At 64.2% G+C, this 20,728-nt stretch carries 20 protein-coding genes and 1 tRNA gene; 13 read left to right on the top strand and 8 right to left on the bottom strand.

Translation table 11 applies throughout. The annotated features are described in order from the left end of the window. Positions 1-103 precede the first annotated feature (103 nt). From E3U47_RS12655 to E3U47_RS12645, 3 genes are all read left to right on the top strand, one after another. A complete protein-coding gene (locus tag E3U47_RS12655; RefSeq protein WP_256660269.1) occupies positions 104-646 on the top strand; it encodes a sigma-70 family RNA polymerase sigma factor in 543 nt (180 codons plus the stop codon). A gap of 168 nt (positions 647-814) precedes the next feature. Then, positions 815-1,300 carry a histidine kinase gene (locus E3U47_RS12650; RefSeq protein WP_134691774.1) on the top strand — a complete coding sequence of 162 codons (486 nt, stop codon included), beginning with the start codon at positions 815-817 and terminating at the stop codon, positions 1,298-1,300. 59 nt (positions 1,301-1,359) lie between these two features. Then, the gene (locus tag E3U47_RS12645) at positions 1,360-2,685 is read left to right on the top strand and encodes an MFS transporter (protein WP_134691773.1); all 1,326 of its coding nucleotides are present in this window, start codon (positions 1,360-1,362) and stop codon (positions 2,683-2,685) included. A gap of 179 nt (positions 2,686-2,864) precedes the next feature. Here E3U47_RS12645 and E3U47_RS12640 read toward each other — a convergent pair whose 3' ends face one another. Continuing rightward, complete coding sequence (locus E3U47_RS12640) at positions 2,865-4,529, bottom strand: electron transfer flavoprotein-ubiquinone oxidoreductase (RefSeq protein ID WP_134691772.1); 1,665 nt, start codon at positions 4,527-4,529, stop codon at positions 2,865-2,867. A gap of 545 nt (positions 4,530-5,074) precedes the next feature. On the opposite strand from E3U47_RS12640, the gene E3U47_RS12635 reads away from it, so the two are divergent. The 6 genes from E3U47_RS12635 (at position 5,075) to mqo (ending at position 10,741) form a co-directional block, all read left to right on the top strand. Beyond that, entirely contained in the window at positions 5,075-5,824 is a 750-nt protein-coding gene (locus tag E3U47_RS12635) for an electron transfer flavoprotein subunit beta/FixA family protein (RefSeq protein WP_134691771.1), read from the top strand. Then, positions 5,825-6,754 carry an electron transfer flavoprotein subunit alpha/FixB family protein gene (locus E3U47_RS12630; RefSeq protein ID WP_134691770.1) on the top strand — a complete coding sequence of 310 codons (930 nt, stop codon included), beginning with the start codon at positions 5,825-5,827 and terminating at the stop codon, positions 6,752-6,754. An 89-nt stretch (positions 6,755-6,843) separates the two neighbouring features. Then, positions 6,844-7,665 (top strand): ABC transporter substrate-binding protein, encoded by an 822-nt coding sequence (locus E3U47_RS12625; RefSeq protein ID WP_134691769.1) that lies wholly within the window; start codon positions 6,844-6,846, stop codon positions 7,663-7,665. Between the two features lie 9 nt (positions 7,666-7,674). Then, a complete protein-coding gene (locus E3U47_RS12620) occupies positions 7,675-8,028 on the top strand; it encodes a DUF4398 domain-containing protein (RefSeq protein ID WP_134691768.1) in 354 nt (117 codons plus the stop codon). Further along, entirely contained in the window at positions 8,025-8,831 is an 807-nt protein-coding gene (locus tag E3U47_RS12615; protein WP_134691767.1) for an OmpA family protein, read from the top strand. The genes E3U47_RS12620 and E3U47_RS12615 overlap by 4 nt, the downstream gene beginning before the upstream one ends. Positions 8,832-9,166: 335 nt before the next feature. Then, positions 9,167-10,741, top strand: a complete 1,575-nt coding sequence (gene mqo / locus E3U47_RS12610; RefSeq protein WP_134691766.1) for a malate dehydrogenase (quinone) — start codon at positions 9,167-9,169, stop codon at positions 10,739-10,741. A gap of 45 nt (positions 10,742-10,786) precedes the next feature. Here the strand turns inward: mqo and E3U47_RS12605 are convergent. Together E3U47_RS12605 and E3U47_RS12600 are read right to left on the bottom strand one after the other, a co-directional pair. Next, positions 10,787-10,863 (bottom strand) — tRNA-Pro (locus tag E3U47_RS12605). Between the two features lie 82 nt (positions 10,864-10,945). Then, on the bottom strand, positions 10,946-11,167 hold the full coding sequence (locus E3U47_RS12600) for a YgdI/YgdR family lipoprotein (protein WP_134691765.1): 222 nt from the start codon (positions 11,165-11,167) through the stop codon (positions 10,946-10,948). A 177-nt stretch (positions 11,168-11,344) separates the two neighbouring features. Between E3U47_RS12600 and moaB the strand changes: the two genes are divergently transcribed. Then, positions 11,345-11,884 carry a molybdenum cofactor biosynthesis protein B gene (moaB, locus tag E3U47_RS12595; protein ID WP_134691764.1) on the top strand — a complete coding sequence of 180 codons (540 nt, stop codon included), beginning with the start codon at positions 11,345-11,347 and terminating at the stop codon, positions 11,882-11,884. Between the two features lie 22 nt (positions 11,885-11,906). After that, on the top strand, positions 11,907-13,094 hold the full coding sequence (glp, locus tag E3U47_RS12590; protein WP_134691801.1) for a gephyrin-like molybdotransferase Glp: 1,188 nt from the start codon (positions 11,907-11,909) through the stop codon (positions 13,092-13,094). On the opposite strand, the gene E3U47_RS12585 is transcribed toward glp, so the two are convergent. Both E3U47_RS12585 and E3U47_RS12580 read right to left on the bottom strand, forming a co-directional pair. After that, on the bottom strand, positions 13,083-14,318 hold the full coding sequence (locus E3U47_RS12585) for a glycosyltransferase family 4 protein (RefSeq protein ID WP_134691763.1): 1,236 nt from the start codon (positions 14,316-14,318) through the stop codon (positions 13,083-13,085). The two genes, glp and E3U47_RS12585, sit on opposite strands and share 12 nt — an antisense overlap. A gap of 63 nt (positions 14,319-14,381) precedes the next feature. Further along, complete coding sequence (locus E3U47_RS12580; protein ID WP_134691762.1) at positions 14,382-15,836, bottom strand: mannose-1-phosphate guanylyltransferase/mannose-6-phosphate isomerase; 1,455 nt, start codon at positions 15,834-15,836, stop codon at positions 14,382-14,384. Between the two features lie 272 nt (positions 15,837-16,108). On the opposite strand from E3U47_RS12580, the gene yegS reads away from it, so the two are divergent. Then, positions 16,109-16,996: a lipid kinase YegS gene (gene yegS, locus E3U47_RS12575; protein ID WP_134691761.1), complete on the top strand. Its 888-nt coding sequence runs from the start codon at positions 16,109-16,111 to the stop codon at positions 16,994-16,996. Here the strand turns inward: yegS and E3U47_RS12570 are convergent. The 3 genes from E3U47_RS12570 to E3U47_RS12560 form a co-directional block, all read right to left on the bottom strand. Continuing rightward, positions 16,980-17,639 carry a response regulator transcription factor gene (locus E3U47_RS12570; RefSeq protein WP_134691760.1) on the bottom strand — a complete coding sequence of 220 codons (660 nt, stop codon included), beginning with the start codon at positions 17,637-17,639 and terminating at the stop codon, positions 16,980-16,982. The two genes, yegS and E3U47_RS12570, sit on opposite strands and share 17 nt — an antisense overlap. After that, on the bottom strand, positions 17,629-18,525 hold the full coding sequence (locus E3U47_RS12565) for a sensor histidine kinase (RefSeq protein WP_134691759.1): 897 nt from the start codon (positions 18,523-18,525) through the stop codon (positions 17,629-17,631). Before E3U47_RS12565 ends, E3U47_RS12570 begins: the two co-directional genes overlap by 11 nt. Before the next feature lie 367 nt (positions 18,526-18,892). Further along, positions 18,893-19,405, bottom strand: coding sequence for a histidine kinase (locus E3U47_RS12560; protein WP_134691758.1), 513 nt, complete (start codon positions 19,403-19,405; stop codon positions 18,893-18,895). Positions 19,406-19,743: 338 nt separating this feature from the next. Here E3U47_RS12560 and E3U47_RS12555 point away from each other — a divergent pair, with 338 nt between their 5' ends. Beyond that, on the top strand, positions 19,744-20,679 hold the full coding sequence (locus E3U47_RS12555; protein ID WP_134691757.1) for a chemotaxis protein CheV: 936 nt from the start codon (positions 19,744-19,746) through the stop codon (positions 20,677-20,679). The last annotated feature ends 49 nt before the right edge of the window (positions 20,680-20,728 follow it).

The raw sequence follows: 20,728 nt of genomic DNA, 5'->3' as shown, positions 1-20,728 counted from the left end.
GCTTGGGGTCTGACGATAAACGAACCCGGGCCGGCATGATTTAGCGCAAGGTAGGGGCGAACGGTGTGTTGCTGAGAATAATTATAATTTGTAAGATCGCACCCTGACATCATCCAGACCCGCCTCCCAGCCAGGTCCGCGCTCGAGCAGGGAGGCGCCAGGTGCCATCGTGGAACATTACTATCGCGAATTGGTGAACTTTCTCAGCGCCCGCCTCGGCAGTCGCCAGGCTGCCGAGGACGTCGCCCATGATGCCTATCTGCGGGTGCTGGAGCGTACCGCCGGCGAGCAGATCGAGCACCCTCGCGCGTTCCTCTACCGTACCGCGCTCAACCTGGTGGTCGACCGCCATCGGCGCCATCTGGTGCGCCAGACCGAGCCGCTGGAAGTGCTCGATCAGGATGAGCGCTGGCACACCCCGGCGCCAGTGCAGGGCATGCAGCAAGACCAGCGCCTGGCCTTGATGCAGCAGGCCCTGGACGAGTTGAGCGCGCCTTGTCGCGACAGTTTCCTGCTGCGCAAGCTCGATGGCTTGTCCCACAGCCAGATCGCCGAGCGCCTGGGTATCTCCCGCAGCCTGGTGGAAAAGCACATCGTCAACGCCATGAAACACTGCCGGGTGCGCATGCGCCACTGGGAGTCATGAGCAGGTCGCAGGAATGTGAAAATTCCGTGAGCGAGTAGCTTGATTTCTGGTTGTTTCACGACAACTATCAAGAAAGACCCTGCGCGGGCGATTCGCCCGGCGCTGCCCGCACGGGCGCAGTATGGTCATGGAGCCTCGTTCTCTCACCTCACTGCCCAGGCCCGTACGATGCCCAATAAAGCCATGCGCATTCTCATCGCCGACGAGCATCCCGAGCAGCGCCTGCAGCTGGAGAAGATGCTCAATGGCCTGGGTTACTACCGGATCGCTCCGGTCGACAGTTTCGACGACCTGCAGCGCCTGGTGCACAGTGCCCTGCAGCCGTTCAACCTGCTGATCGGCAACATCGAGCTGGCCAGCCATGCCGGCGTCGACCTGGCCCGGTTCTGTCGGGTCAGTTCGCAGATCCAGCACGCACTGCTCTACCACGCGCCGCACCTCAAGGTGCCGGCGGTGGCGCCGAACGATCGCCATGCGGTGAGCATCAGCCTGCCGCGCGCCCCCGACAGCGAGGCGCTGGAGTCGTTCATGGCGATCATCGACCTGCCGGTGCTGGTTGGCCAGTTACCGCTGCCGGCGGGGCTGGCCGCCAGCCCCGGCTATGCGCGACGGCGCGCCAGCCTGGCGCCGACGGTGTTCAGCCGCAGCTCCTGAGCCGTTAGCGGCGGGCTTTTGCTATCCTCTTGGCCTTTTGCCAAGTTGCGGAACCTGCCATGACTGCCATCGATACCGCCCGCCCGCCCCGGTTCAGCCGCGGCGACCATCGGACCCTGGGTCTGGCGGCGCTGGGCGGCGCCCTGGAAATCTACGATTTCATCATCTTCGTATTTTTCGCCCTGACCCTCAGCCAGCTGTTTTTCCCGCCCGAGATGCCCGAGTGGCTGCGTCTGCTGCAGAGCTTCGGGATCTTCGTCACCGGCTACTTGGCGCGGCCACTGGGCGGCATCCTCATGGCGCATTTCGCCGACCACCTGGGGCGCAAGCGGGTGTTCAGCCTGAGCATCCTGATGATGGCCCTGCCGTGCCTGCTGATCGGGGTGATGCCGACCTATGCCGACATCGGCTATGCCGCGCCGCTGATCCTGCTGGCGCTGCGCATCCTGCAAGGCGCCGCGGTCGGCGGCGAGGTGCCCAGTGCCTGGACCTTCGTCGCCGAGCACGCGCCGGCGGGACGGCGCGGCTATGCCCTGGGCTTTCTCCAGGCCGGGTTGACCTTTGGCTACCTGCTCGGTGCCTTGACCGCTACCTTGCTGGCGCAGCTCTTCAACCCCCAGGAAATCCTCGATTACGCCTGGCGCTACCCATTCCTGCTGGGTGGGGTATTCGGCGTCATCGGTGTCTGGTTGCGCCGCTGGCTCAGCGAAACACCAGTGTTCCTTGCCTTGCGCGCGCGCCGGGAGCCACCGGTGAGCTTCCCGCTGCGGCGGGTGCTGGGCGAGCATCGTCGGGCGCTGATCCCGGCGGCGTTGCTGACCTGCGTGCTGACCTCGGCGGTGGTGGTGCTGGTGGTGATCACCCCGACGGTGATGCAGCAGCGTTTCGGCATGACAGCCGGGCATACCTTCGCCCTGAGCAGCGTGGGCATCGTCTTCCTCAACCTTGGTTGCGTGCTGGCCGGGCTGCTGGTCGACCGCGTCGGCGCCTGGCGCGCGCTGATGCTCTACAGCTTGCTGTTGCCGTTGGGTATCGGCGTGTTGTATGCCAGCCTGGTCGGGCAGTGGGGCATGACTTGGTTGGCCTATGCGCTGGCGGGGCTTTGCTGCGGCGTGGTGGGGGTGGTGCCGTCGGTGATGGTCGGGCTGTTCCCGGCCGAGATCCGTGTGTCGGGCATTTCCTTCACTTACAACCTGGCCTATGCGCTGTGGGCCAGCACCACGCCGTTGGCGCTGATTGCGCTGATGCCATGGAGCCCGTGGGTGTGTGTCGGTTTTTGTCTGATCATGGGCAGCGTGGGGCTGCTGACGGCGCTGTATTTCGGGCGTCGCGAGCCTTTGGCCTTTGCGATGGAACCGGTGTCGATCATGTGCGCTGACAAATGAGCCGATAACGGTTGGCGGGCGGTGGGGCAGACTTCCGGGTGGTGGCTATTGTCCACCGGTCGCGCTGATCAAGCTGCTCGAGCGCCCCCCGACCTGTGCGAGGAAGTGCGCAGCGGCTGAGACGAAAAAGCCCCCGGGCCGGATGGCCAGGGGGCTTTTCATTGCTGCCAGGGCAGGCCTTACATGTTTGGGTAAGTCGGCCCGCCAGCGCCTTCCGGGGTGACCCAGGTGATGTTCTGGGCCGGGTCCTTGATGTCGCAGGTCTTGCAGTGCACGCAGTTCTGCGCGTTTATCTGGAAGCGCTTGCTGCCATCTTCCTGGGTGACTACCTCGTACACACCAGCCGGGCAGTAGCGCTGCGCCGGTTCGTCGTACAGCGGCAGGTTGCTGGCGATCGGGATATTCGGGTCGGTCAGCTTCAGGTGGCAGGGTTGTTCCTCTTCATGGTTGGTGCTGGAGAGGAATACCGAGCTGAGCTTGTCGAAGCTGAGCTTGCCATCCGGTTTCGGGTACTCGATTTTCTGCGAGTCGGCGGCGAGCTTCAGGCAGGCGTAGTCTGGCTTGGTGTCGTGCAGGGTGAACGGCAGCTTGCCGCCGAACCAGTTCTGGTCGACGTAGTTGAAGGCAGCACCCAGCAGTGGGCCGAACTTGTGCATCGCCGGGCCGAAGTTGCGGCTGGCGAACAGTTCTTCGTACAGCCAACTGGCCTTGAATGCGCTGACATAACCATTGAGCTGGTCGCCACCCTCGCTGCCGGCGATCAGGGCATCGGCCACCGCGTCGGCGGCGAGCATGCCGGATTTCATCGCGGTGTGGCTGCCCTTGATCTTGGCGAAGTTCAGGGTGCCCAGGTCACAGCCGATCAGCGCGCCGCCATTGAAGACCATTTTCGGCAGCGAGTTGAAGCCGCCTTTGCAGATGGCGCGGGCACCGTAGCTGATGCGCTTGCCGCCTTCGAGGTACTGGCTCATCACCGGGTGGTGCTTGAGGCGCTGGAACTCGTCGAACGGCGACAAGTATGGGTTGGAGTAGGACAGGTCGACGATCAGGCCAACTACCACCTGGTTGTTCTCCAGGTGATAGAGGAACGAGCCGCCGGTGTTGTCCTTGCTCATCACGTCCAGCGGCCAGCCGGCGGTGTGCACCACCAGGCCCTGCTCGTGCTTGGCCGGGTCGATTTCCCAGATTTCCTTGAGGCCGATGCCGTAGTGCTGGACGTCGGATTCGTTGTCCAGGTCGAAGCGCTTGATCAGTTGCTTGCCGATGTGGCCGCGGCAGCCTTCGGCGAACAGGGTGTACTTGGCGCGCAGTTCCATGCCCGGGGTGTACAGGCCGTCCTTCGGGTTGCCTTCGCGGTCGACACCGAGGTCGCCGGTAACGATGCCCCGGACCACGCCGTTTTCGTCGAACAGCGCTTCCTGGGCGGCGAAGCCCGGGTAGATCTCGACGCCGAGGTTCTCGGCCTGCTGGGCCAGCCAGCGGCACAGATTGCCCAGCGAGATGATGTAGTTGCCCTGGTTGTGCATGGTCTTGGGCACGAACAGGTCAGGCACTTTTGTCGAGCTGCCGGCATCCTTGAGCACATAGATGTCGTCGCGCTTCACTTCGGTGTTCAGCGGCGCGCCCAGTTCTTTCCAGTCGGGGAACAGTTCGTTCAGGGCGCGCGGTTCGAACACCGCGCCGGAGAGAATATGAGCGCCGACTTCGGAGCCTTTCTCGACCACGCAGACGCTGATCTCGCTACCGGCTTCGGCGGCCTTCTGCTTCAGGCGGCAGGCGGCGGACAGGCCCGCCGGGCCTGCGCCGACGATGACCACGTCGAATTCCATGTATTCGCGTTCCACAGGTTCTCTCCTACTCAAGGCTCATCGCTGTTGCTTGTCTTTTATGAGTGCTCACGGTCACGCGCGGCATTGCAGGTGCTGTAGCTTCGCAGGTGACGGACTACACCGTTTTGTCTTGGCCGCGCATTATATCTACACCACTTGGCGGGTCCAATACAAACGTTTGTTTGAATTTGCCGGAGGCCCGTAGAATCACAGGTAGGCGGCTGGAGGCTGGCCAATTTGCCGTATTGACCGGATTGGGTGTTACGGTCAAGATACGAGCGCTTTCGCGTTCGCCGTAGGCTGACCGTCGGGCGCAGGTGCACCCCTAAAGACCAGGCGTGGCGCAGGGTTTTCGGGCCGAATCAGGTGTTGTAGTGGAGTTTACACGGCACCACAGGAAATGACCCGCGGGTTTTGCCCGGCAAGGGTCGAAAAAGGACTGATCGGTCAGTTGAACATTGCCGGTGTCGACACGTTTTTAGAGGTGCCCTTGTACCCACGCGCATTCGCCGGGCAGTCCCCAGGCGATCTTCTTTTCACCGGAGAGTAACGAGGAATCCATGAAGGTTCTTGTAGCTGTCAAACGAGTGGTCGACTACAACGTCAAGGTTCGCGTCAAGGCGGACAACTCCGGCGTCGACCTTGCAAACGTCAAGATGTCCATGAACCCCTTCTGCGAAATCGCCGTGGAAGAAGCCGTGCGCCTTAAAGAGAAGGGCGTGGCGAGCGAGATCGTCGTCGTCAGCATCGGCCCGACCGCGGCGCAGGAGCAACTGCGTACCGCCCTGGCCCTGGGCGCCGACCGTGCCATCCTGGTCGAAGCCGCCGACGAGTTGAACTCGCTGGCCGTGGCCAAGGCGTTGAAAGCCGTTGTCGACAAGGAACAGCCGCAGCTGGTGATCCTCGGCAAGCAGGCCATCGACAGCGACAACAACCAGACCGGCCAGATGCTGGCCGCGCTGACCGGCTTCGCCCAGGGCACCTTCGCCTCCAAGGTGGAAGTCGCTGGCGACAAGGTCAACGTCACCCGTGAAATCGACGGCGGCCTGCAGACCGTAGCGCTGAACCTGCCGGCGATCGTCACCACCGACCTGCGTCTGAACGAGCCGCGCTACGCGTCGCTGCCGAACATCATGAAGGCCAAGAAGAAGCCGCTGGAGACCCTGACTCCGGACGCGCTGGGCGTATCCCTCGCCTCCACCAACAAGACCCTGAAAGTCGAAGCGCCGGCTGCACGCAGCGCTGGTATCAAGGTCAAGTCGGTGGCCGAACTGGTCGAGAAGCTGAAGAACGAAGCGAAGGTAATCTAAATGACTATCCTGGTTGTCGCTGAACACGAGAACGGTGCCGTAGCCCCGGCCACCCTGAACACTGTCGCCGCTGCCGCCAAGATCGGTGGTGATATCCACGTGCTGGTCGCAGGCCAGAACGTCGGTGGCGTCGCCGAGTCCGCCGCCAAGATCGCAGGCGTTGCCAAGGTGCTGGTCGCCGACAACGCGGCCTACGCCCATGCCCTGCCGGAAAACGTCGCGCCGCTGCTGGTCGAGCTGGCCAAGGGTTACAGCCACGTGCTGGCCCCGGCCACCACCAACGGCAAGAACATCCTGCCGCGGGTTGCCGCGCTGCTGGATGTCGACCAGATCTCCGAGATCATTTCGGTGGAATCGGCCGATACCTTCAAGCGTCCGATCTACGCCGGTAACGCCATCGCTACCGTGCAGTCGAACGCCGCCGTCAAGGTCATCACCGTGCGCACCACCGGCTTTGACGCCGTGGCCGCCGAAGGTGGCTCGGCCGCTGTCGAAGCTGTCGCTGCCGCTCACGATGCCGGCAAGTCGGCCTTCGTCGGCGAAGAACTGGCCAAGTCCGACCGTCCGGAACTGACCGCCGCCAAGATCGTCGTTTCTGGCGGTCGCGGCATGGGCAACGGTGACAACTTCAAGCACCTCTATGCCCTGGCCGACAAGCTCGGCGCCGCGGTCGGTGCCTCGCGCGCCGCGGTCGATGCAGGCTTCGTGCCGAACGACATGCAGGTCGGCCAGACCGGCAAGATCGTCGCGCCGCAGCTGTACATTGCCGTCGGTATCTCCGGCGCGATCCAGCACCTGGCCGGCATGAAGGACTCGAAAGTGATCGTCGCGATCAACAAGGACGAAGAGGCGCCGATCTTCCAGGTGGCCGACTACGGCCTGGTCGCCGACCTGTTCGAAGCAGTACCGGAGCTGGAAAAGCTGGTCTGATCCGCCTGCTTCACTTATAAAGAACCCGGCCCGCCCTTGGCGGTCCGGGTTTTTTCATGGCTGTCGTTGCGCAGGTGGGGAGTGGTTGCATGGTGTTTCGTTCGAGCAAGGGGATGCTGGCCTGCGCCTTGGCGCTGCTGTCGAGCCCGGTATGGGCGCTAGGTAAATGCGAACGCCTGGTGGCCACCGGCAGCCCGGATGCGCCGCCGTATTCATGGCAGGACCCGCAAGACCCGAAGCACCTGATCGGGGCCAATGTCGACTTGCTGCGCCAGGTGGCCGACGAGTTGGGCCTGAAGATCGAGGTGCTGCACGCCGGCAAGCGCGAGCAGGCGCTCGACGAGGTGCGTAGCGGGCGCATCGACCTGCTGCTCGATACGCCGATGCAGGTCACTCAGTTGACCGCCCTGGACTATATCCATCCGGCCTTGCAACTCAACGAGTACCTGGTCTGGACTCGCCACGACGCGGTACTCGAGTTCAACGGCCCGGCAGACCTGGCCCAATACCGCGGCGGCTTGTCAGAGAAGGCGCGGCTGACACCCGCCTTCGAGGTTTTCGCCAAGGCCCAGCTGAAGCTTGCGCCGGCGCAGAACCTTACCCAGGCGTTCCAGAAACTGGTGCTGGGCCAGGTCGACTATGTGCTTGCCGGCCGTTACTCCGGCATGGCCATGGCCCAGAGCCTGGGTGTGAGCGACGACCTGATCGCCAGGGGCTTGCCGGTGGACCGGCCAGGTCTGTACCTGGCGGTGTCGCATAACTCGGCATGCAACGACAGCTGGTTGCGCGGACAACTGGCGAAAAAGCTGACAGAATTACCGATCTCCGGGGCGAGCGAGGCTGTGCTGCAGCGCAATGTGGAGCGCTGGAAAGCGCAGATGCAGGCGTCGCAGGGCGCCCCTAAACAGTAGGAAGAGTGCGTGAGAACCCAACCCCTGATGCTTGCCCTGGCCATGCTTGGCCTGGCCGGTTGTGCCAACGATCCGGCACCTAATGAACAGTTGCGCCTGTCCGAGCAGGCCCTGGAACAGGCCAAGGCTGTCGGTGCCACCGAGCAGGTGGCGGAATTCAAGCTGGCCGAAGACAAGCTGGCCCGCGCCAAGAGCAACATGATCAGTGAGCGCTATCGTGATGCGCGCATGCGTGCCGAGCAGGCTGAGCTGGATGCACGCCTGGCCGAGGCGCGGGTGCTGAATCAGAAAAGCGAGGAGCAGTTGCAGGTCATGCAGTCGCGTATCAAGCGCCTGCGCAAGCAATTGGAGGTGCAGCCATGAGCCGCCTCATGCCCGTCGCGCTGGTGCTGTTGGGCCTGGTCGGCCTGCAGGGTTGCGCCAGCCAGCGCAGCGAGTCGTCGTTGGAAGATGCCAGCGCGGCGTTCCAGAAGGTCAAGGACGATTCCGATGTGTTGCGCAGCGCGCCGCGCGACGTGATCCGTGCGGGCGAGTCCCTGGGGCGTGCCGAACGCCTGGCCGGCTACGTGGGGACTGGCAGCGACGTGCGCCACTACGCCTACCTGAGCCAGCGCTACAGCGAGATCGCCCGCGAGCACGCCAACCTGGCGCTAAGCCAGGAGCGCCTGAGCAAGCTCGACCTGGAGCGCCAGCGTCTGCAACTGGCGCTGCGCGAGGCCAAGTTGGCCAGCGTGCAGCAGCAGGGCAAGTTCGTCGAGGCGCAGATCGCCGCGCTGGCGTCCGAGCAGACCGATCGTGGCCTGGTGATGACCTTGGGCGATGTGCTGTTCGATACAGGCCAGGCGGAGCTGAAGAGCTCGGCAAGCCGCACGGTCCTCAAGCTGGTGCAGTTCCTTCAGCTCAATCCGCGGCGCGTGGTGCGGATCGAGGGCTACACCGATAGCACCGGTGCATCCGAGGACAACCTCAAGCTGTCGCGCGATCGCGCCCAGTCGGTAGCCGATATGCTGGTCGACCTGGGGGTCGATGAAAAGCGTATCCAGGTCGAGGGTTATGGCGACCAGTACCCGGTGGAGGCCAATGCTTCGGAGCGGGGCAGGGCGCAGAACCGGCGGGTCGAGATTGTTTTCTCCGACGACAAGGGCAAGCTCGCGCCGGCGCGCTGAGTCCTGGCACCCGCGCGCAGCGTTGCCAGGCGTGTGCGATCAAGGGCCACTTGAATGCGAGATTACCGGGGCTGCAGCGCAGCCCCGGCAAGTCCCAAGCTCTGTACGAAAAGCCTTGATACTCGTTCGAGTACCCCTTCCTGCGGCTAGGTGCGCGATACTCAAGCTCGCGCAAGAAACGGGGGAAACCCGCCAGCCAGGCTCTGGCATCCAGCTCTTGAGTGGCGGTTTGTCGCCATCTCCCCAGCGCTTCGACCCCCGCAACAGGGGCGCAAACCGGTTGGCACGTTCTTCGCTATCGCCCCCGCGTGAACACCTACAACCGGAAAGATCCAATGAAGAAGTTCCTGCTGACGCTCCTGTGCCTGGGCGTCATCGGTTGCTCCAAGCCCGCCGTCCCAGAAAAGACCGTTGATGTCCTGCTGATCGGCGGCGGTATCATGAGCGCCAGCCTCGGCACCTACCTCGCCGAGCTGGAACCTGCGTGGAAAATCGCCGTCTACGAGCGCCTGGATCAGGTCGCCGAGGAAAGCTCCAACGCCTGGAACAACGCCGGCACCGGTCATTCAGCCTTCTGCGAGCTGAACTACACCAGGCTCGCCGAGGACGGCAGCATCGATATCGGCAAGGCCGTCGAGATCAATGAACAGTTCGAGCTGTCCAAGCAGTTCTGGGCCTATCAGGTCGAGCAGGGTGTGCTGAGCAACCCGCCTTCGTTCATCAACAATGTGCCGCACATGAGCTTTGTCTGGGGTGATGAGAACATCGCCTTCCTGCACAAGCGCGTCGCGGCGCTACAGCACAGTGCGCTGTTTCGCGGCATGGAAATCACCGAGGACCACGAGCAGATCCGCAAGTGGGCAGCGCTGCTGATCGAAGGCCGTGATCCAGGGCAGCGGGTCGCGGCTACGCGGATGGCCATAGGTACCGATGTCAATTTTGGTGAGATCACCCGCCAGCTGTTTGCCTCGATGACCCGCAATCCCAACGTCAAGCTGCACCTGGGTCAAGAAGTGCGTGATATCAAGCGCAACGACGATGGCAGTTGGAACGTGGTGGTGGCGGATCTGGCCAATGCAGGGCGCGAAGCGGCAGTGAAGGCGCGTTTCGTTTTCATCGGCGCCGGTGGCGGGGCCCTCAAGCTGCTGCAGAAGTCCGGCATCCCTGAAGCCGAAGGTTATGCCGGCTTCCCGGTCGGCGGCCAGTTCCTGATGAGCGACAACCCGGACCTGGTGGCCCGGCATCAGGCCAAGCTGTACGGCAAGGCGTCGGTGAGTGCGCCGCCGATGTCGGTGCCGCATCTCGACACGCGGATGATCGATGGCAGGCAAGTGCTGTTGTTCGGCCCTTTCGCGAGCTTCTCCATCCAGTACCTCAAGCATGGTTCGCTGCTGGACTGGTTCGCCGTGCTGACCACCGACAACATCAGCCCGCTGCTGCATGCCGGCCTCGACAATACTGAGCTCGGCACCTACCTGATGGGCCAGTCGATGCTTGGTTTCGATGAGCGCATGGCGATGCTGCGCGAGTACTTCCCCAACGCCAAGGGCGAGGACTGGAAACTGCTGCAGGCCGGCCAGCGGGTGCAGGTGGTCAGGAGAGACCCCATGCACGGCGGTGTGCTGCAGTTCGGTACCGAAGTGGTGGCCGCGCAGGATGGCAGCATCGTCGCGCTGCTGGGCGCGTCCCCTGGTGCCTCGACTGCCGCGCCGATCATGCTGGGTGTGCTGGAGAAGGCCTTCAAGGAGCGTATCGATACCCCTGCATGGCAGACCAAGCTCAAGGAGATCCTGCCAAGCTACGGCCAGAAGCTGAATAACGACCTTGAACTGATCAACAAAACCCGCGAATGGAGCAGCGCGCGGCTGCAGCTGCTGCACGTGCCGGTGCTGCCGGCTCCTGGGGTTTAGCGCAGGCAACAAAAAGCCCGCGCGCGGCGGGCTTTTTGTCGGATATGGTCGGAGAGACAGGATTCGAACCTGCGGCCTTCTCGTCCCGAACGAGACGCGCTACCTGGCTGCGCTACACTCCGATGTCCGAAATGCTACTGCATCGATTTTTTCAACGCAACCCCTTGTTGCAAAAAGGAGTTGCGCTGAAAAACAGGGGCTGGATCACAGCTCCTTGACGGTACGGATCTGGTCCTTGTTGATGCGCGCGCGCTTGCCGTCGAGCTGCTCGAACTCGTAGAAACCGGAGTCGTCATCGTACTTCGGCGTGTCCACCGCCTGGATTTCGCGACCGTCGTTCAGGGTGATGACGGTAGGCGAGGCGCAGCCGGCGAGGGCGCCCAGGCCCAGGGCAAGCAGGAAGGCGGGAAGGGTCCGTTGGATCATCGTGTTTCTCCAGTGCAATGGTGCTAGATGACATTAAGACGCAGGGCGTCCACGCAAGTTCCTTGCAAAGTGCAGCATAGCGCCATCGTCGGGGCATTGACCAAGAACAAGGCTGCGTTCGTTGTCGGTGACCTGTGATATAACAGCGCACATTCCCCTCCCGCGTGACGGACCCCCATGAAAGCCAAGGCTGATACCCCCTTCGTGCCGCTGAACATCGCCGTGCTCACGGTCAGCGATACCCGTACCTTCGACACCGACACCTCCGGCCAACTGTTCGTCGACCGCCTGAGTGCCGCGGGCCATCGCCTGGCGGCGCGGGTGCTGCTCAAGGACGACCTGTACAAGATCCGCGCCCAGGTCGCCACCTGGATCGCCGACGAGCACGTGCAAGTGGTGCTGATCACCGGCGGCACCGGTTTCACCGGGCGCGACAGCACCCCGGAAGCCGTGGCCTGCCTGCTGGACAAGCAGGTCGAAGGCTTCGGCGAATTGTTCCGGCAGATCTCGGTGGCCGACATTGGCACCTCCACTGTGCAGTCCCGCGCCCTGGCTGGCCTGGCCAACGGGACGCTGGTCTGCTGCCTGCCGGGCTCGACCAACGCCGTGCGTACCGGCTGGGATGGCATCCTCGCCGAGCAGTTGGACGCCCGTCACCGGCCGTGCAACTTCGTCCCGCACCTGAAGCAGGCAGCGGCCTGTGACAGCCGTGGTTGAGGTGGCCCCGGCGCGGCCATTGATGCCGCTGGAAGAGGCTCTCGAACGCTTGTTGGCGCTGGCCGAGGCCGCACCTATCACGACGACCGAGCGCGTGGCCCTGGGCGCTGCCGAAGGTCGGGTGCTGGCCTGCGATCTGCTTGCCGGGCTCGATTTGCCGCCCTGGCCCAACAGCGCCATGGACGGCTACGCCCTGCGCCTGGCGGACTGGCAGGGCGAGCCGCTGGCAGTGACCCAGCGCATCTTCGCCGGTCATGCGCCGGAGCCGCTGCAGCCAGGCACCTGCGCGCGGATCTTCACCGGGGCGCCGTTGCCTGAGGGCGCCGATTGCGTCGAGATGCAAGAAAACGCCGAGGTACTCGAGGACGGCCGGGTGCGCTTTGTCGAGCCATTGGCCCTGGGCCAGAACGTGCGCCCCAAGGGGCAGGAAACCCGTGTCGGCGAGTTGGTGATCGCTGCTGGCACGCGCCTGGGCCCGATCCAGCTCGGGTTGGCAGCGACCTTGGGGTTCGCGGAGCTGGAGGTGGTACGCCGGCCGCGGGTGGCGGTGCTGTCGACCGGTGACGAACTGGTCGAGCCCGGCCTGTCGCTTGGCCCGGGGCAGATCTACAACAGCAACCGCCGCCTGCTGGTCAGCTGGTTGCAGCGTCTGGGCTGCGAGGTACTGGACGCCGGCATCCTGCCGGACGACCTCGAGCGTACCCGGCACTGCCTGGGTGGCCTGGGTGATGTCGACCTGATCCTCTCCACCGGTGGCGTCTCGGTGGGCGAAGCCGACTACCTTGGCCTGGCCCTGCGCGAAGCTGGCGAGCTGGCGCTGTGGAAGCTGGCGATCAAGCCGGGCAAGCCGTTGACCTTTGGTCACTACCAGGGAGTGCCGGTGATCGGCCTGCCGGGCAACCCGGCCTCGACCCTGGTGACCTTTGGTTTGCTGGCTCGTCCCTACCTGCTGCGCCGGCAAGGCGTGAGCAAGGTCGCGCCGCTGTGCTTCAGCGTGCCAGCCGGGTTCGACTGGCCCAGGCCGGGCAATCGTCGCGAATACCTGCGCGCGCGCATCGAGGACGGCCAGGCGCGCATCTACAAGAACCAGAGTTCCGGGGTGCTGCGCAGCGCGGCCTGGGCCGACGGGGTGGTGGAGGTGCGTGAAGGCACAACGCCGCGCCAAGGCGAGCTGGTGACGTTCATTCCGTTCAGCGAGCTACTTGGCTAGCACGCCGCCCAGGGGGCTGTTGCCTGCGGGGGCCAGCTGGGTCAGGCGCATGTGCACGTTCTCCAGTTGCTGGGCGGCGACGCTCCAGTCATGGCGTTGGCGCACGAATGCCCGGCCGGCCTCGCCGAGCTGGCTCATGCGCGCGGGCTGATTGAGCAGTTGCGTGATAAGCAGCGCCAGTTGGCCGCCATCGTCGCTGCCCAGGTAGTGCTCGCCTGTGTTCACGGTCAGCCCCGAAACCCCCTTGCTGGTGGTGATCACTGGCAATCCCGCGGCCATGGCCTCGAGGATTTTCACCTTGGAGCCGCCAGCATGGCGCAATGGCGCGAAGAATAGCGCCGAGCGGCGTTGCAGCTCGCGCAGGTCGGGTCGATAGCCAACCCACTCGATGCGCGGGTCGTTCCAGTGCAGCTTCCAACTGGCCGGCAGGGCGTGCCCGGCAATGGCCAGGCGCACCGCTGGGTTGCTCATCCATACCTGGGGCAGGATCTCCTCCAGTGCCCATTCGATGGCCTCCAGGTTGGCGCCGTACTCGAAGTTGCCGACGAACAGCAGGCGTTGGCTATGCGGGGTGGGGCGCACATCCTGGTAGTGGTCGCAGTCTACGCCATTGACCACCACGTTCACCGGGCGCCCGCTGATCTGGCCGATCAGCTCGGCGTCGTGGGCGCTGACCGCCACTACCTCGGTGGGCTGGCGTAGCACTCGTTGCTCCCAGCGCCGGTAGCGCCAGCGGTCGAAGGCGTTCAGCGGCCGCAGCCACAGGGGTAGGCGGTCGTGGCAGGCGGCGCCCATCACCGATTCCAGGTAGTGCTCGCTGAGCATGTAGGGCAAGCCGCGGGCCTGCAAGGCCTTCTCGAACGGCTGGAAGCTGTAGCTGTGCTCGATCTGGATCACGTCCCAGGGTTCGTCCAGCAGTTGCTCGAAGCGGTGCCGCAGGCAGGGCGCCAGGCCGTTGATGATGGCGCGCATCGGGTAGTCGATGATCGGCGAGGCCAGCAGGTTGAGCGGGCTGTGCAGTGCCCGCCGGGGCAGCACGATCAAGCGTTCGACGAATGGCACCAGGGCCTCGCGCGCAGCCTCGCCCAAGGGTACTTTGGACTGCACCAGCAAGGTGATCCGGTGGCCGTGCTGGGCCAGGGCGCGCAGCAGGTGGTATTGCCGGGTCTTGCTGCCGCTGGTGGTTGGCCAGGGCAGGTAGGGCAGGGTCCAGAGTATGCGCATGAGCCGGATTCCTCGCGGTTGGCCGGTTGTCGGCCCAGGATGGCAAGACGCGCCCACTGGCCGTCACCCGAGGGCGGCGGCCGGGGCGCGTCCATAGATATCAGTAAAGCGTACGATGTCGTCTTCGCCCAGGTACTCGCCGCTCTGTACTTCGATCATCACCAGGTCGATCACCCCGGGGTTGGTCAGGCGATGGCTGCGGCCGGGCTTGATGAAGGTGGACTCGTTGGTGTCGAGCAAGAACTCCTCCTCGCCGTTGGTCACGCAGGCCATGCCGCTGACCACGATCCAGTGCTCGCTGCGGTGGTGATGCATCTGCAGCGACAAGGATTCACCGGGGCGCACCATGATGCGCTTGATCTTGAACCGAGGCCCTTCCTCGAGCACGGTGAACAGGCCCCAGGGACGGGTCACGGTACGGTGCAGGCGATAGGCATCATGGCCCTGGCGCTTGAGCCGCTGGGCGATCAGCTTGACCTCCTGGCTGCGCGCGGCGTCGGCGATCAGCAGCGCGTCGGGGGTGTCGATGACGATCAGGTTGTCCAGCCCCACGGCGCCGACCAGGCGCCGGGGCGCGTCGATGTAGCAGTTGCTGACATCGTGCAGCACGGTTTCGCCGTTGCAATGGTTGCCTTGGTCGTCAGCCGGGCGCAGCTCGCGCACCGCTTCCCAGCTGCCGATATCGCGCCAGCCGATGTCGCAGGGCACCACGGCCACTTGGCTGGAGCGCTCCATCAGCGCGTAGTCGATGGACAGGTCGGGGGCCTGGGCGAAGTGCTCGCCGTCCAGCTCCACCTGCAGGTCGCCAGCGCCTGCCTTGACCTGGCTGGCCTCCAGGCATTGGCCCATGTTGAGCAAGACTTCGGGGGCGTGGGCCTGCAGTTCGGCCAGCAGGGTGTCGACGCGCAGGCAGAACATGCCGGCATTCCACAGGTATCGGCCGTCCTTCAGATAACCCAGTGCCGTGTCTGCGTCGGGTTTTTCGACGAAGCGGGCAACCCGATAGGCCTGCTCGTCGAGCGGCTGGCCCTGTTCTATGTAGCCAAAGCCGGTCTCGGCGCGGGTCGGCAGCAGGCCAAAGGTGGTCAGCCAGCCCTGGGAGGCCAGTTGGCGGGCATGCTCGACGGCCTGCTGGAAGGCGTCCTGGTCCTGCACCAGGTGATCGGCGGGCAGTACCAACAGCAGGCTGTCCTCGCCATACAGCCGGGCACAGTGCAGGGCTGCCGCGGCGATGGCGGGGGCGGTGTTGCGGCCGAAGGGTTCGAGGATGAAGTCCAGCGCCAGGCCCTGGGTGCCAAGCTGGCGATATTCGTCCTGGGTGCGGAAGTAGACCTCGCGGTTGGTCACCGTGAGCACGCGTTCCACGCCAGGCAGGGCGCGGGCCCGGCTGAAGGTTTTCTGCAGCAGGCTCATGCCGTCGGGCAGGCGCATGAACGGCTTGGGCATGGCCTCGCGGGACACCGGCCACAATCGGGTGCCGGCGCCGCCAGCGATGATGCAGGGGATCAGAACGCTCATAGTCACAGCCTCGAATCAGGGCGCTGTCGCACAGCGCGAAAACAAGGGAATCACGACCTGCCAGGTATTCGATGACAGAAAGTCAATAAAATGACTTTTACGAGCGGCATCGTCCATGAAGGCCAAATATTTGTCGAATGATGCACCTGTAGCCGCTACCTTTCAATGGTGGCTGCAGGAATTCGTCCTGTTGGGTGTGGGCTGTGGAGCAATCTGCACGCTTGAGTTGTCGAGATTGCGGTAGGGCTTTTCAATCAACAGGGAGCACGACGATGCAGCATTCCAAGGCACTGCTGATCCTGCATGGCAAACAGGCCGGCAACGACGAAGTACGCCTGGCGGTGGGCCAGTTGCGCGAGCGAGGCTGGACCCTGGATGTGCGCCTGACCTGGGAGGCCGGTGATGCCCAGCGCCTGGTCGAGGAGGCCCTGGCCGCCGGTTACGCTCACCTGGTTGCGGGTGGTGGCGACGGTACCTTGCGTGATGTCGCCGAAGCCATGGGGCAGGCGGCGACCCAGGCCAGCCTGGCGTTGTTGCCGCTGGGCACGGCCAATGACTTCGCCAAGGCCGCTGGCGTGCCGCTGACACCACAGGCGGCGCTGGACTTGCTGGAGCAGCCGGCGCAGGCCATTGACCTGGGGCGGGTGGGGAACCAGTTGTTCCTGAACATGGCTACCGGCGGTTTCGGCAGCCAGGTGACCGCCAATACCTCGGAAGACCTGAAGAAGGTCCTGGGCGCGGCGGCCTATCTGTTCACCGGTTTGTCACGCTTCAGCGAACTGCAGGCCGCCGCGGTGGAGCTGCAAGGGCCGGATTTCCACTGGCAGGGGGAGTTGCTGGCGTTGGGTATCGGTAACGGCCGTCAGGCCGGAGGCGGTCATGTGCTGTGCCCGGAGGCCAAGGCCGATGATGGCTTGCTGGATATCGGCATCCTGCCGGCGCCGCAAGAGATGGCCGGCGCGCTGCGCGACCTGCTGGCCGGCGATGGCCTGTTCGTGCGGGCCCGGCTGCCTTGGGTGGAGATCAAGAGCGCCCAGGGCCTGGATATAAACCTCGATGGCGAGCCCTTGCAGGCCGACAGTCTGCGCTTCGAGGCGGTGCCTCGCGCCTTGCGCGTGCACTTGCCGGCGGATTCGCCGCTGCTCAGTCGTCGAGGCTGATGATCCGTTCACGCACGGCGAACAGCACCAAGCCCGCCACGTCGTAGATCTGCAGGCGCTTCATGATCTGCGAGCGATGGGTTTCCACGGTCTTGATCGACAGCCCCAGGCCGCTGGCGATCTCGCGGGTGGATTTGCCGCGCACGATCAGGCGCAGGATCTCCAGCTGGCGCGCCGTCAGGTTGTGGCGGTCGTCGCTGGGCTGCTTGCCGCTGTGCGCGCGCAGCAGCGCCTGGTTGATCACGGTGTGGGCGATGGCCGGGCTCAGGTAGCGCTCGTCGCTGCGCAATGCCGCCAGAGCCTGCTCCAGCTCGGTGGCGGTGGTGTCCTTGAGCAGGTAGCCGTGGGCGCCGCTTTCCAGGGCGCGCATGATCAGGTCCGGGTCGGTGTGCATCGACAGGATCAGCACCTTGCACAGGCAACCGTTTGCGCGCAGTTGCGTGAGGGCGTCCAGGCCGCTGGTGGTGCGCATGGAAATATCCAGCAGGACGATGTCCGGGTCCAGGCGCAGAACATGCTCGAGCAACTGGCCACCATCATCGGCCTCGCCAATCACGGTGTAGCCGGGGATGTCCGAGACCAATGCTCGTACGCCTGCGCGGATCAGGGAGTGGTCGTCCACCAGCAGTAATCTACAGGTCATCGGGGGCAGGGGTCCTGGCGCGTTCCTGGCTGCGTGGCGGCCAGGGGAAAAGTGCATCGATTCGGGTGCCTTGGCCGGGCTGGCTGGTGATGCTCAGGCTGCCTTGCAGGGCGGTCACCCGTTCCTGCATGCCGGCCATGCCGCGCTGGCCGGCATCGGCCGGGGCCGGCTCGGGCACGAAACCGTCGCCATCATCCTGGATCGACAGGGCCAGGCCTGCCGGTGTGCGCTGCAGGCGGACCACCAGGTTGCGCGCGCTGGCGTGGCGCAGCATGTTGGTGACCGCTTCCTGGGTGATGCGGAACGCGGCCATGGCCACGTCGTCGTTGATCCCGCCCAGGCGTTGCTGGCACTCCAGGCTCCAGTGCACCTCGGTGTTTTCCAGGGTGCGCAGCAGGTGCGCGCGCAGGCTCGCTTCCAGGCCGAGGCTGGCCAGCTGGCGTGGGTTGAGGATGGCCGAGACGTCACGGACGTTGCCCAGGGTCTGCTCCAGGGTGCTGCGCAAGGTGCCGCAATGCGCTTGCAGCTCTGTCGGTACCCGGCGTTGCAGCCAGTCGAGCTGAAGCTTGGCGGCGGTAAGCAACTGGCCGATGTCGTCGTGCAGTTCGCGGCTCAGGCGCTGGCGTTCACTCTCCTGAACCTGGAGCATGCGGGTTGCCAGTTCCGCCGGGCGCAGGCTGATCGAGCGTGCCCAGTGCCGCAGGTGCCAGCCCGCGCCGATCATGGCCGCCAACTGCAGCAGCAACAGGCTGGCCGAGAGCGGCTGGGTTTGCAGGTAGCACACCAGGTTCGCTGCCAGCGAGGCGACGCACAGCAACACCGTCGTCCAGCGCAGCAGGGCAACTCTGGAGCGGCAACGCTGGAGAAACTTCAAGCGTGGGAGCATAGATAGGGAAGCCACTGAGTTATTGCTGATGAAAGCATTGCACATGCCCAACCCGGGTTATCGGCGTCCCGTTTTGCATCAAGCACTGGGGCTGCGGCCAATCGCCCGCTGTTCAACGGTGCGCATGTTCGAAAGTGCGCATGTTAGCACTTTGATTGAATTTGGTCGCGCGGGGATAACCGCTTGAAACCTCGGAGTTTCCGGGCTGTGGCGGATCGAGCCGGTGGGCGCGCAGCTAGCAGAGTGCCATTATTAAATGATGTTTCCAAAGCGTCTGAATCAACTAAGAATCATCTGCGGGAAAATATTTGGTAAAACTTGATCAACTTGGCAAGTTGTGGCGACTTACTTGTCGCCGCCCACCCGTTTAGTGCGCACGCTCAGGTATGACCAGGCCGTGTGTGGTCTGTCGGTCGCCGGGATGCGGGTGGGTGCAAAGGCTACCCGCTGCATGGCACGGCGCGCACAGTTGTCCACTTGGTTGCCCAAGCAGGCTGGCCAGCTCGCCGAGCAGCTGTTGCTGTTCCTCGGTATCCAGGTCGAGGCGACCGCAGTGCGGGTCGACCAGTTCCAGTTGCCAGGCCAGCAGGGTCAGGCAGGCCGTCAGCGCCGGCAGGGCTGGACCGTGCAGATGCTGCTGGGCACAGGCAGGGGCCAGCACTTGCTGCAGGGTGCGCGTGTAGTGGGCGATTTCGACCAGGCCAAGTGCGTCGGCGCGCAAGGCCAGGGTGTCGAGGGTTTCGGTGAGGCAGTGGCAGGCGTCGGCGTCGTTGTCGATCAGTTCCAGGTGCTGCAGGCACTCCTGGGCCCTGGCCAGCAGGACCTGCGCATCTTGCAGGAAGTCCGGCACGGCGCCGTTGTGCAGTGGCGTGCTATCCATCATGGCTCCCCGGTGTCAGGGATTGGCCACACCAAGATGATCGCTAGCAAAAGCCTGACTCCGTTCATGCATTGAGAATGGCGTCACATTAATGGCTAATGGATATCGCGAACATCAGGTTGCACCCGATTGCTACTAAGGGTTTCCCTGATGCAGATTCAGGGGGGCTGTTCGTCGGGGGAGGCACGAAGGGGTGGCGTGGCAGCAGTAAAGCATGATGGTAAAGTGATATCAATCACCCTGCATGGCTTTTTCCATCAGGGGTTAAGCTGGGGCGGCATCCGCCGATACAGGGCTGATGCAACCACTTTTTCCGACTCAAGCCTGGGGGCTGTGCAATGGCAGGCATTCTCGACACGGTAGACCAACGTACGCAACTGGTGGGTGAGAACCGCCTGGAAATTCTCATGTTCCGCCTGGCCGGCCGCCAGTTGTTCGCCATCAACGTCTTCAAGGTCCAGGAGGTGCTGCAGCTGCCCAAGCTGACCCTGATGCCACAGCGTCACGCCTTCGTCTGCGGGGTGGTCAACCTGCGTGGCCAGACCCTGCCGGTGATCGACCTGTCCCAGGCGATCGGCATGCGCCCGCTGCAGCCGGGGCCGGACAGTACCATCATCGTCACCGAGTACAATCGCTCGGTGCAGGCCTTCCTGGTCGGTGGCGTCGACCGCATCGTCAACATGAACTGGGAAGCCATCATGCCGCCGCCAACCAGCGCCGGCCGCCAACACTACCTTACGGCGATCACCAAGGTCGACGAGAAGCTGGTGGAAATCATCGACGTGGAAAAGGTGCTGGCCGAGATCGTGCCTTACAGTGCCAAGGTCTCGCGCGACAAGCTCGAGGACCCGCTGCTGGCCCGCGCTCGCGGCCGCGAAGTGTTGCTGGTGGACGACTCCAGCGTGGCCCTGGCGCAGTTGCGTGAAACCCTGTCGCAATTGGGCGTGAAGCTGCATACGGCCAGCGATGGTCTCAAGGCGCTGCGCTTGCTCAAGGGTTGGGCCGATGCCGGGGAGGATGTCTGCGAAAAACTGCTGATGGTCTTCACCGATGCCGAAATGCCCGAGATGGACGGCTACCGGCTGACCACCGAGATCCGCAACGATCCGCGCCTGCGTGGCCTGTACGTGGTGCTGCACACCTCGCTGTCGGGCAGCTTCAACGAATCGATGGTGAAGAAAGTCGGTTGCGACAACTTCCTCTCCAAATTCCAGCCGGATCGTCTGGTGGAGGTGGTGCGCCAGCGCTTGAGCCTGGATCACGCGGCAGTGTAATCATCGCCCGCCTACGTATAAGCTTGGCGTTTCAACTGGCGCAAGGCGG

The organism is Pseudomonas sp. RIT623, from assembly GCF_004519305.1.
GTDB lineage: Bacteria > Pseudomonadota > Gammaproteobacteria > Pseudomonadales > Pseudomonadaceae > Aquipseudomonas.
Note: the sequence above shows the minus strand (reverse complement) of the source record. Positions and strands in the feature narration are given on the sequence as shown.

Bases quoted from the DNA above. Each gene is read 5' to 3' on its own strand.
- yegS (WP_134691761.1), top strand. From the start codon at position 16,109: ATGCAGCATTCCAAGGCACTGCTGATCCTGCATGGCAAACAGGCCGGC.
- E3U47_RS12630 (WP_134691770.1), top strand. From the start codon at position 5,825: ATGACTATCCTGGTTGTCGCTGAACACGAGAACGGTGCCGTAGCCCCG.
- E3U47_RS12625 (WP_134691769.1), top strand. From the start codon at position 6,844: ATGGTGTTTCGTTCGAGCAAGGGGATGCTGGCCTGCGCCTTGGCGCTG.
- E3U47_RS12600 (WP_134691765.1), bottom strand. From the start codon at position 11,167: ATGATCCAACGGACCCTTCCCGCCTTCCTGCTTGCCCTGGGCCTGGGC.
- moaB (WP_134691764.1), top strand. From the start codon at position 11,345: ATGAAAGCCAAGGCTGATACCCCCTTCGTGCCGCTGAACATCGCCGTG.
- mqo (WP_134691766.1), top strand. From the start codon at position 9,167: ATGAAGAAGTTCCTGCTGACGCTCCTGTGCCTGGGCGTCATCGGTTGC.
- E3U47_RS12560 (WP_134691758.1), bottom strand. From the start codon at position 19,405: ATGGATAGCACGCCACTGCACAACGGCGCCGTGCCGGACTTCCTGCAA.
- E3U47_RS12555 (WP_134691757.1), top strand. From the start codon at position 19,744: ATGGCAGGCATTCTCGACACGGTAGACCAACGTACGCAACTGGTGGGT.
- E3U47_RS12580 (WP_134691762.1), bottom strand. From the start codon at position 15,836: ATGAGCGTTCTGATCCCCTGCATCATCGCTGGCGGCGCCGGCACCCGA.
- E3U47_RS12585 (WP_134691763.1), bottom strand. From the start codon at position 14,318: ATGCGCATACTCTGGACCCTGCCCTACCTGCCCTGGCCAACCACCAGC.
- E3U47_RS12570 (WP_134691760.1), bottom strand. From the start codon at position 17,639: ATGACCTGTAGATTACTGCTGGTGGACGACCACTCCCTGATCCGCGCA.
- glp (WP_134691801.1), top strand. From the start codon at position 11,907: ATGCCGCTGGAAGAGGCTCTCGAACGCTTGTTGGCGCTGGCCGAGGCC.
- E3U47_RS12565 (WP_134691759.1), bottom strand. From the start codon at position 18,525: ATGCTCCCACGCTTGAAGTTTCTCCAGCGTTGCCGCTCCAGAGTTGCC.
- E3U47_RS12650 (WP_134691774.1), top strand. From the start codon at position 815: ATGCCCAATAAAGCCATGCGCATTCTCATCGCCGACGAGCATCCCGAG.
- E3U47_RS12645 (WP_134691773.1), top strand. From the start codon at position 1,360: ATGACTGCCATCGATACCGCCCGCCCGCCCCGGTTCAGCCGCGGCGAC.
- E3U47_RS12635 (WP_134691771.1), top strand. From the start codon at position 5,075: ATGAAGGTTCTTGTAGCTGTCAAACGAGTGGTCGACTACAACGTCAAG.
- E3U47_RS12615 (WP_134691767.1), top strand. From the start codon at position 8,025: ATGAGCCGCCTCATGCCCGTCGCGCTGGTGCTGTTGGGCCTGGTCGGC.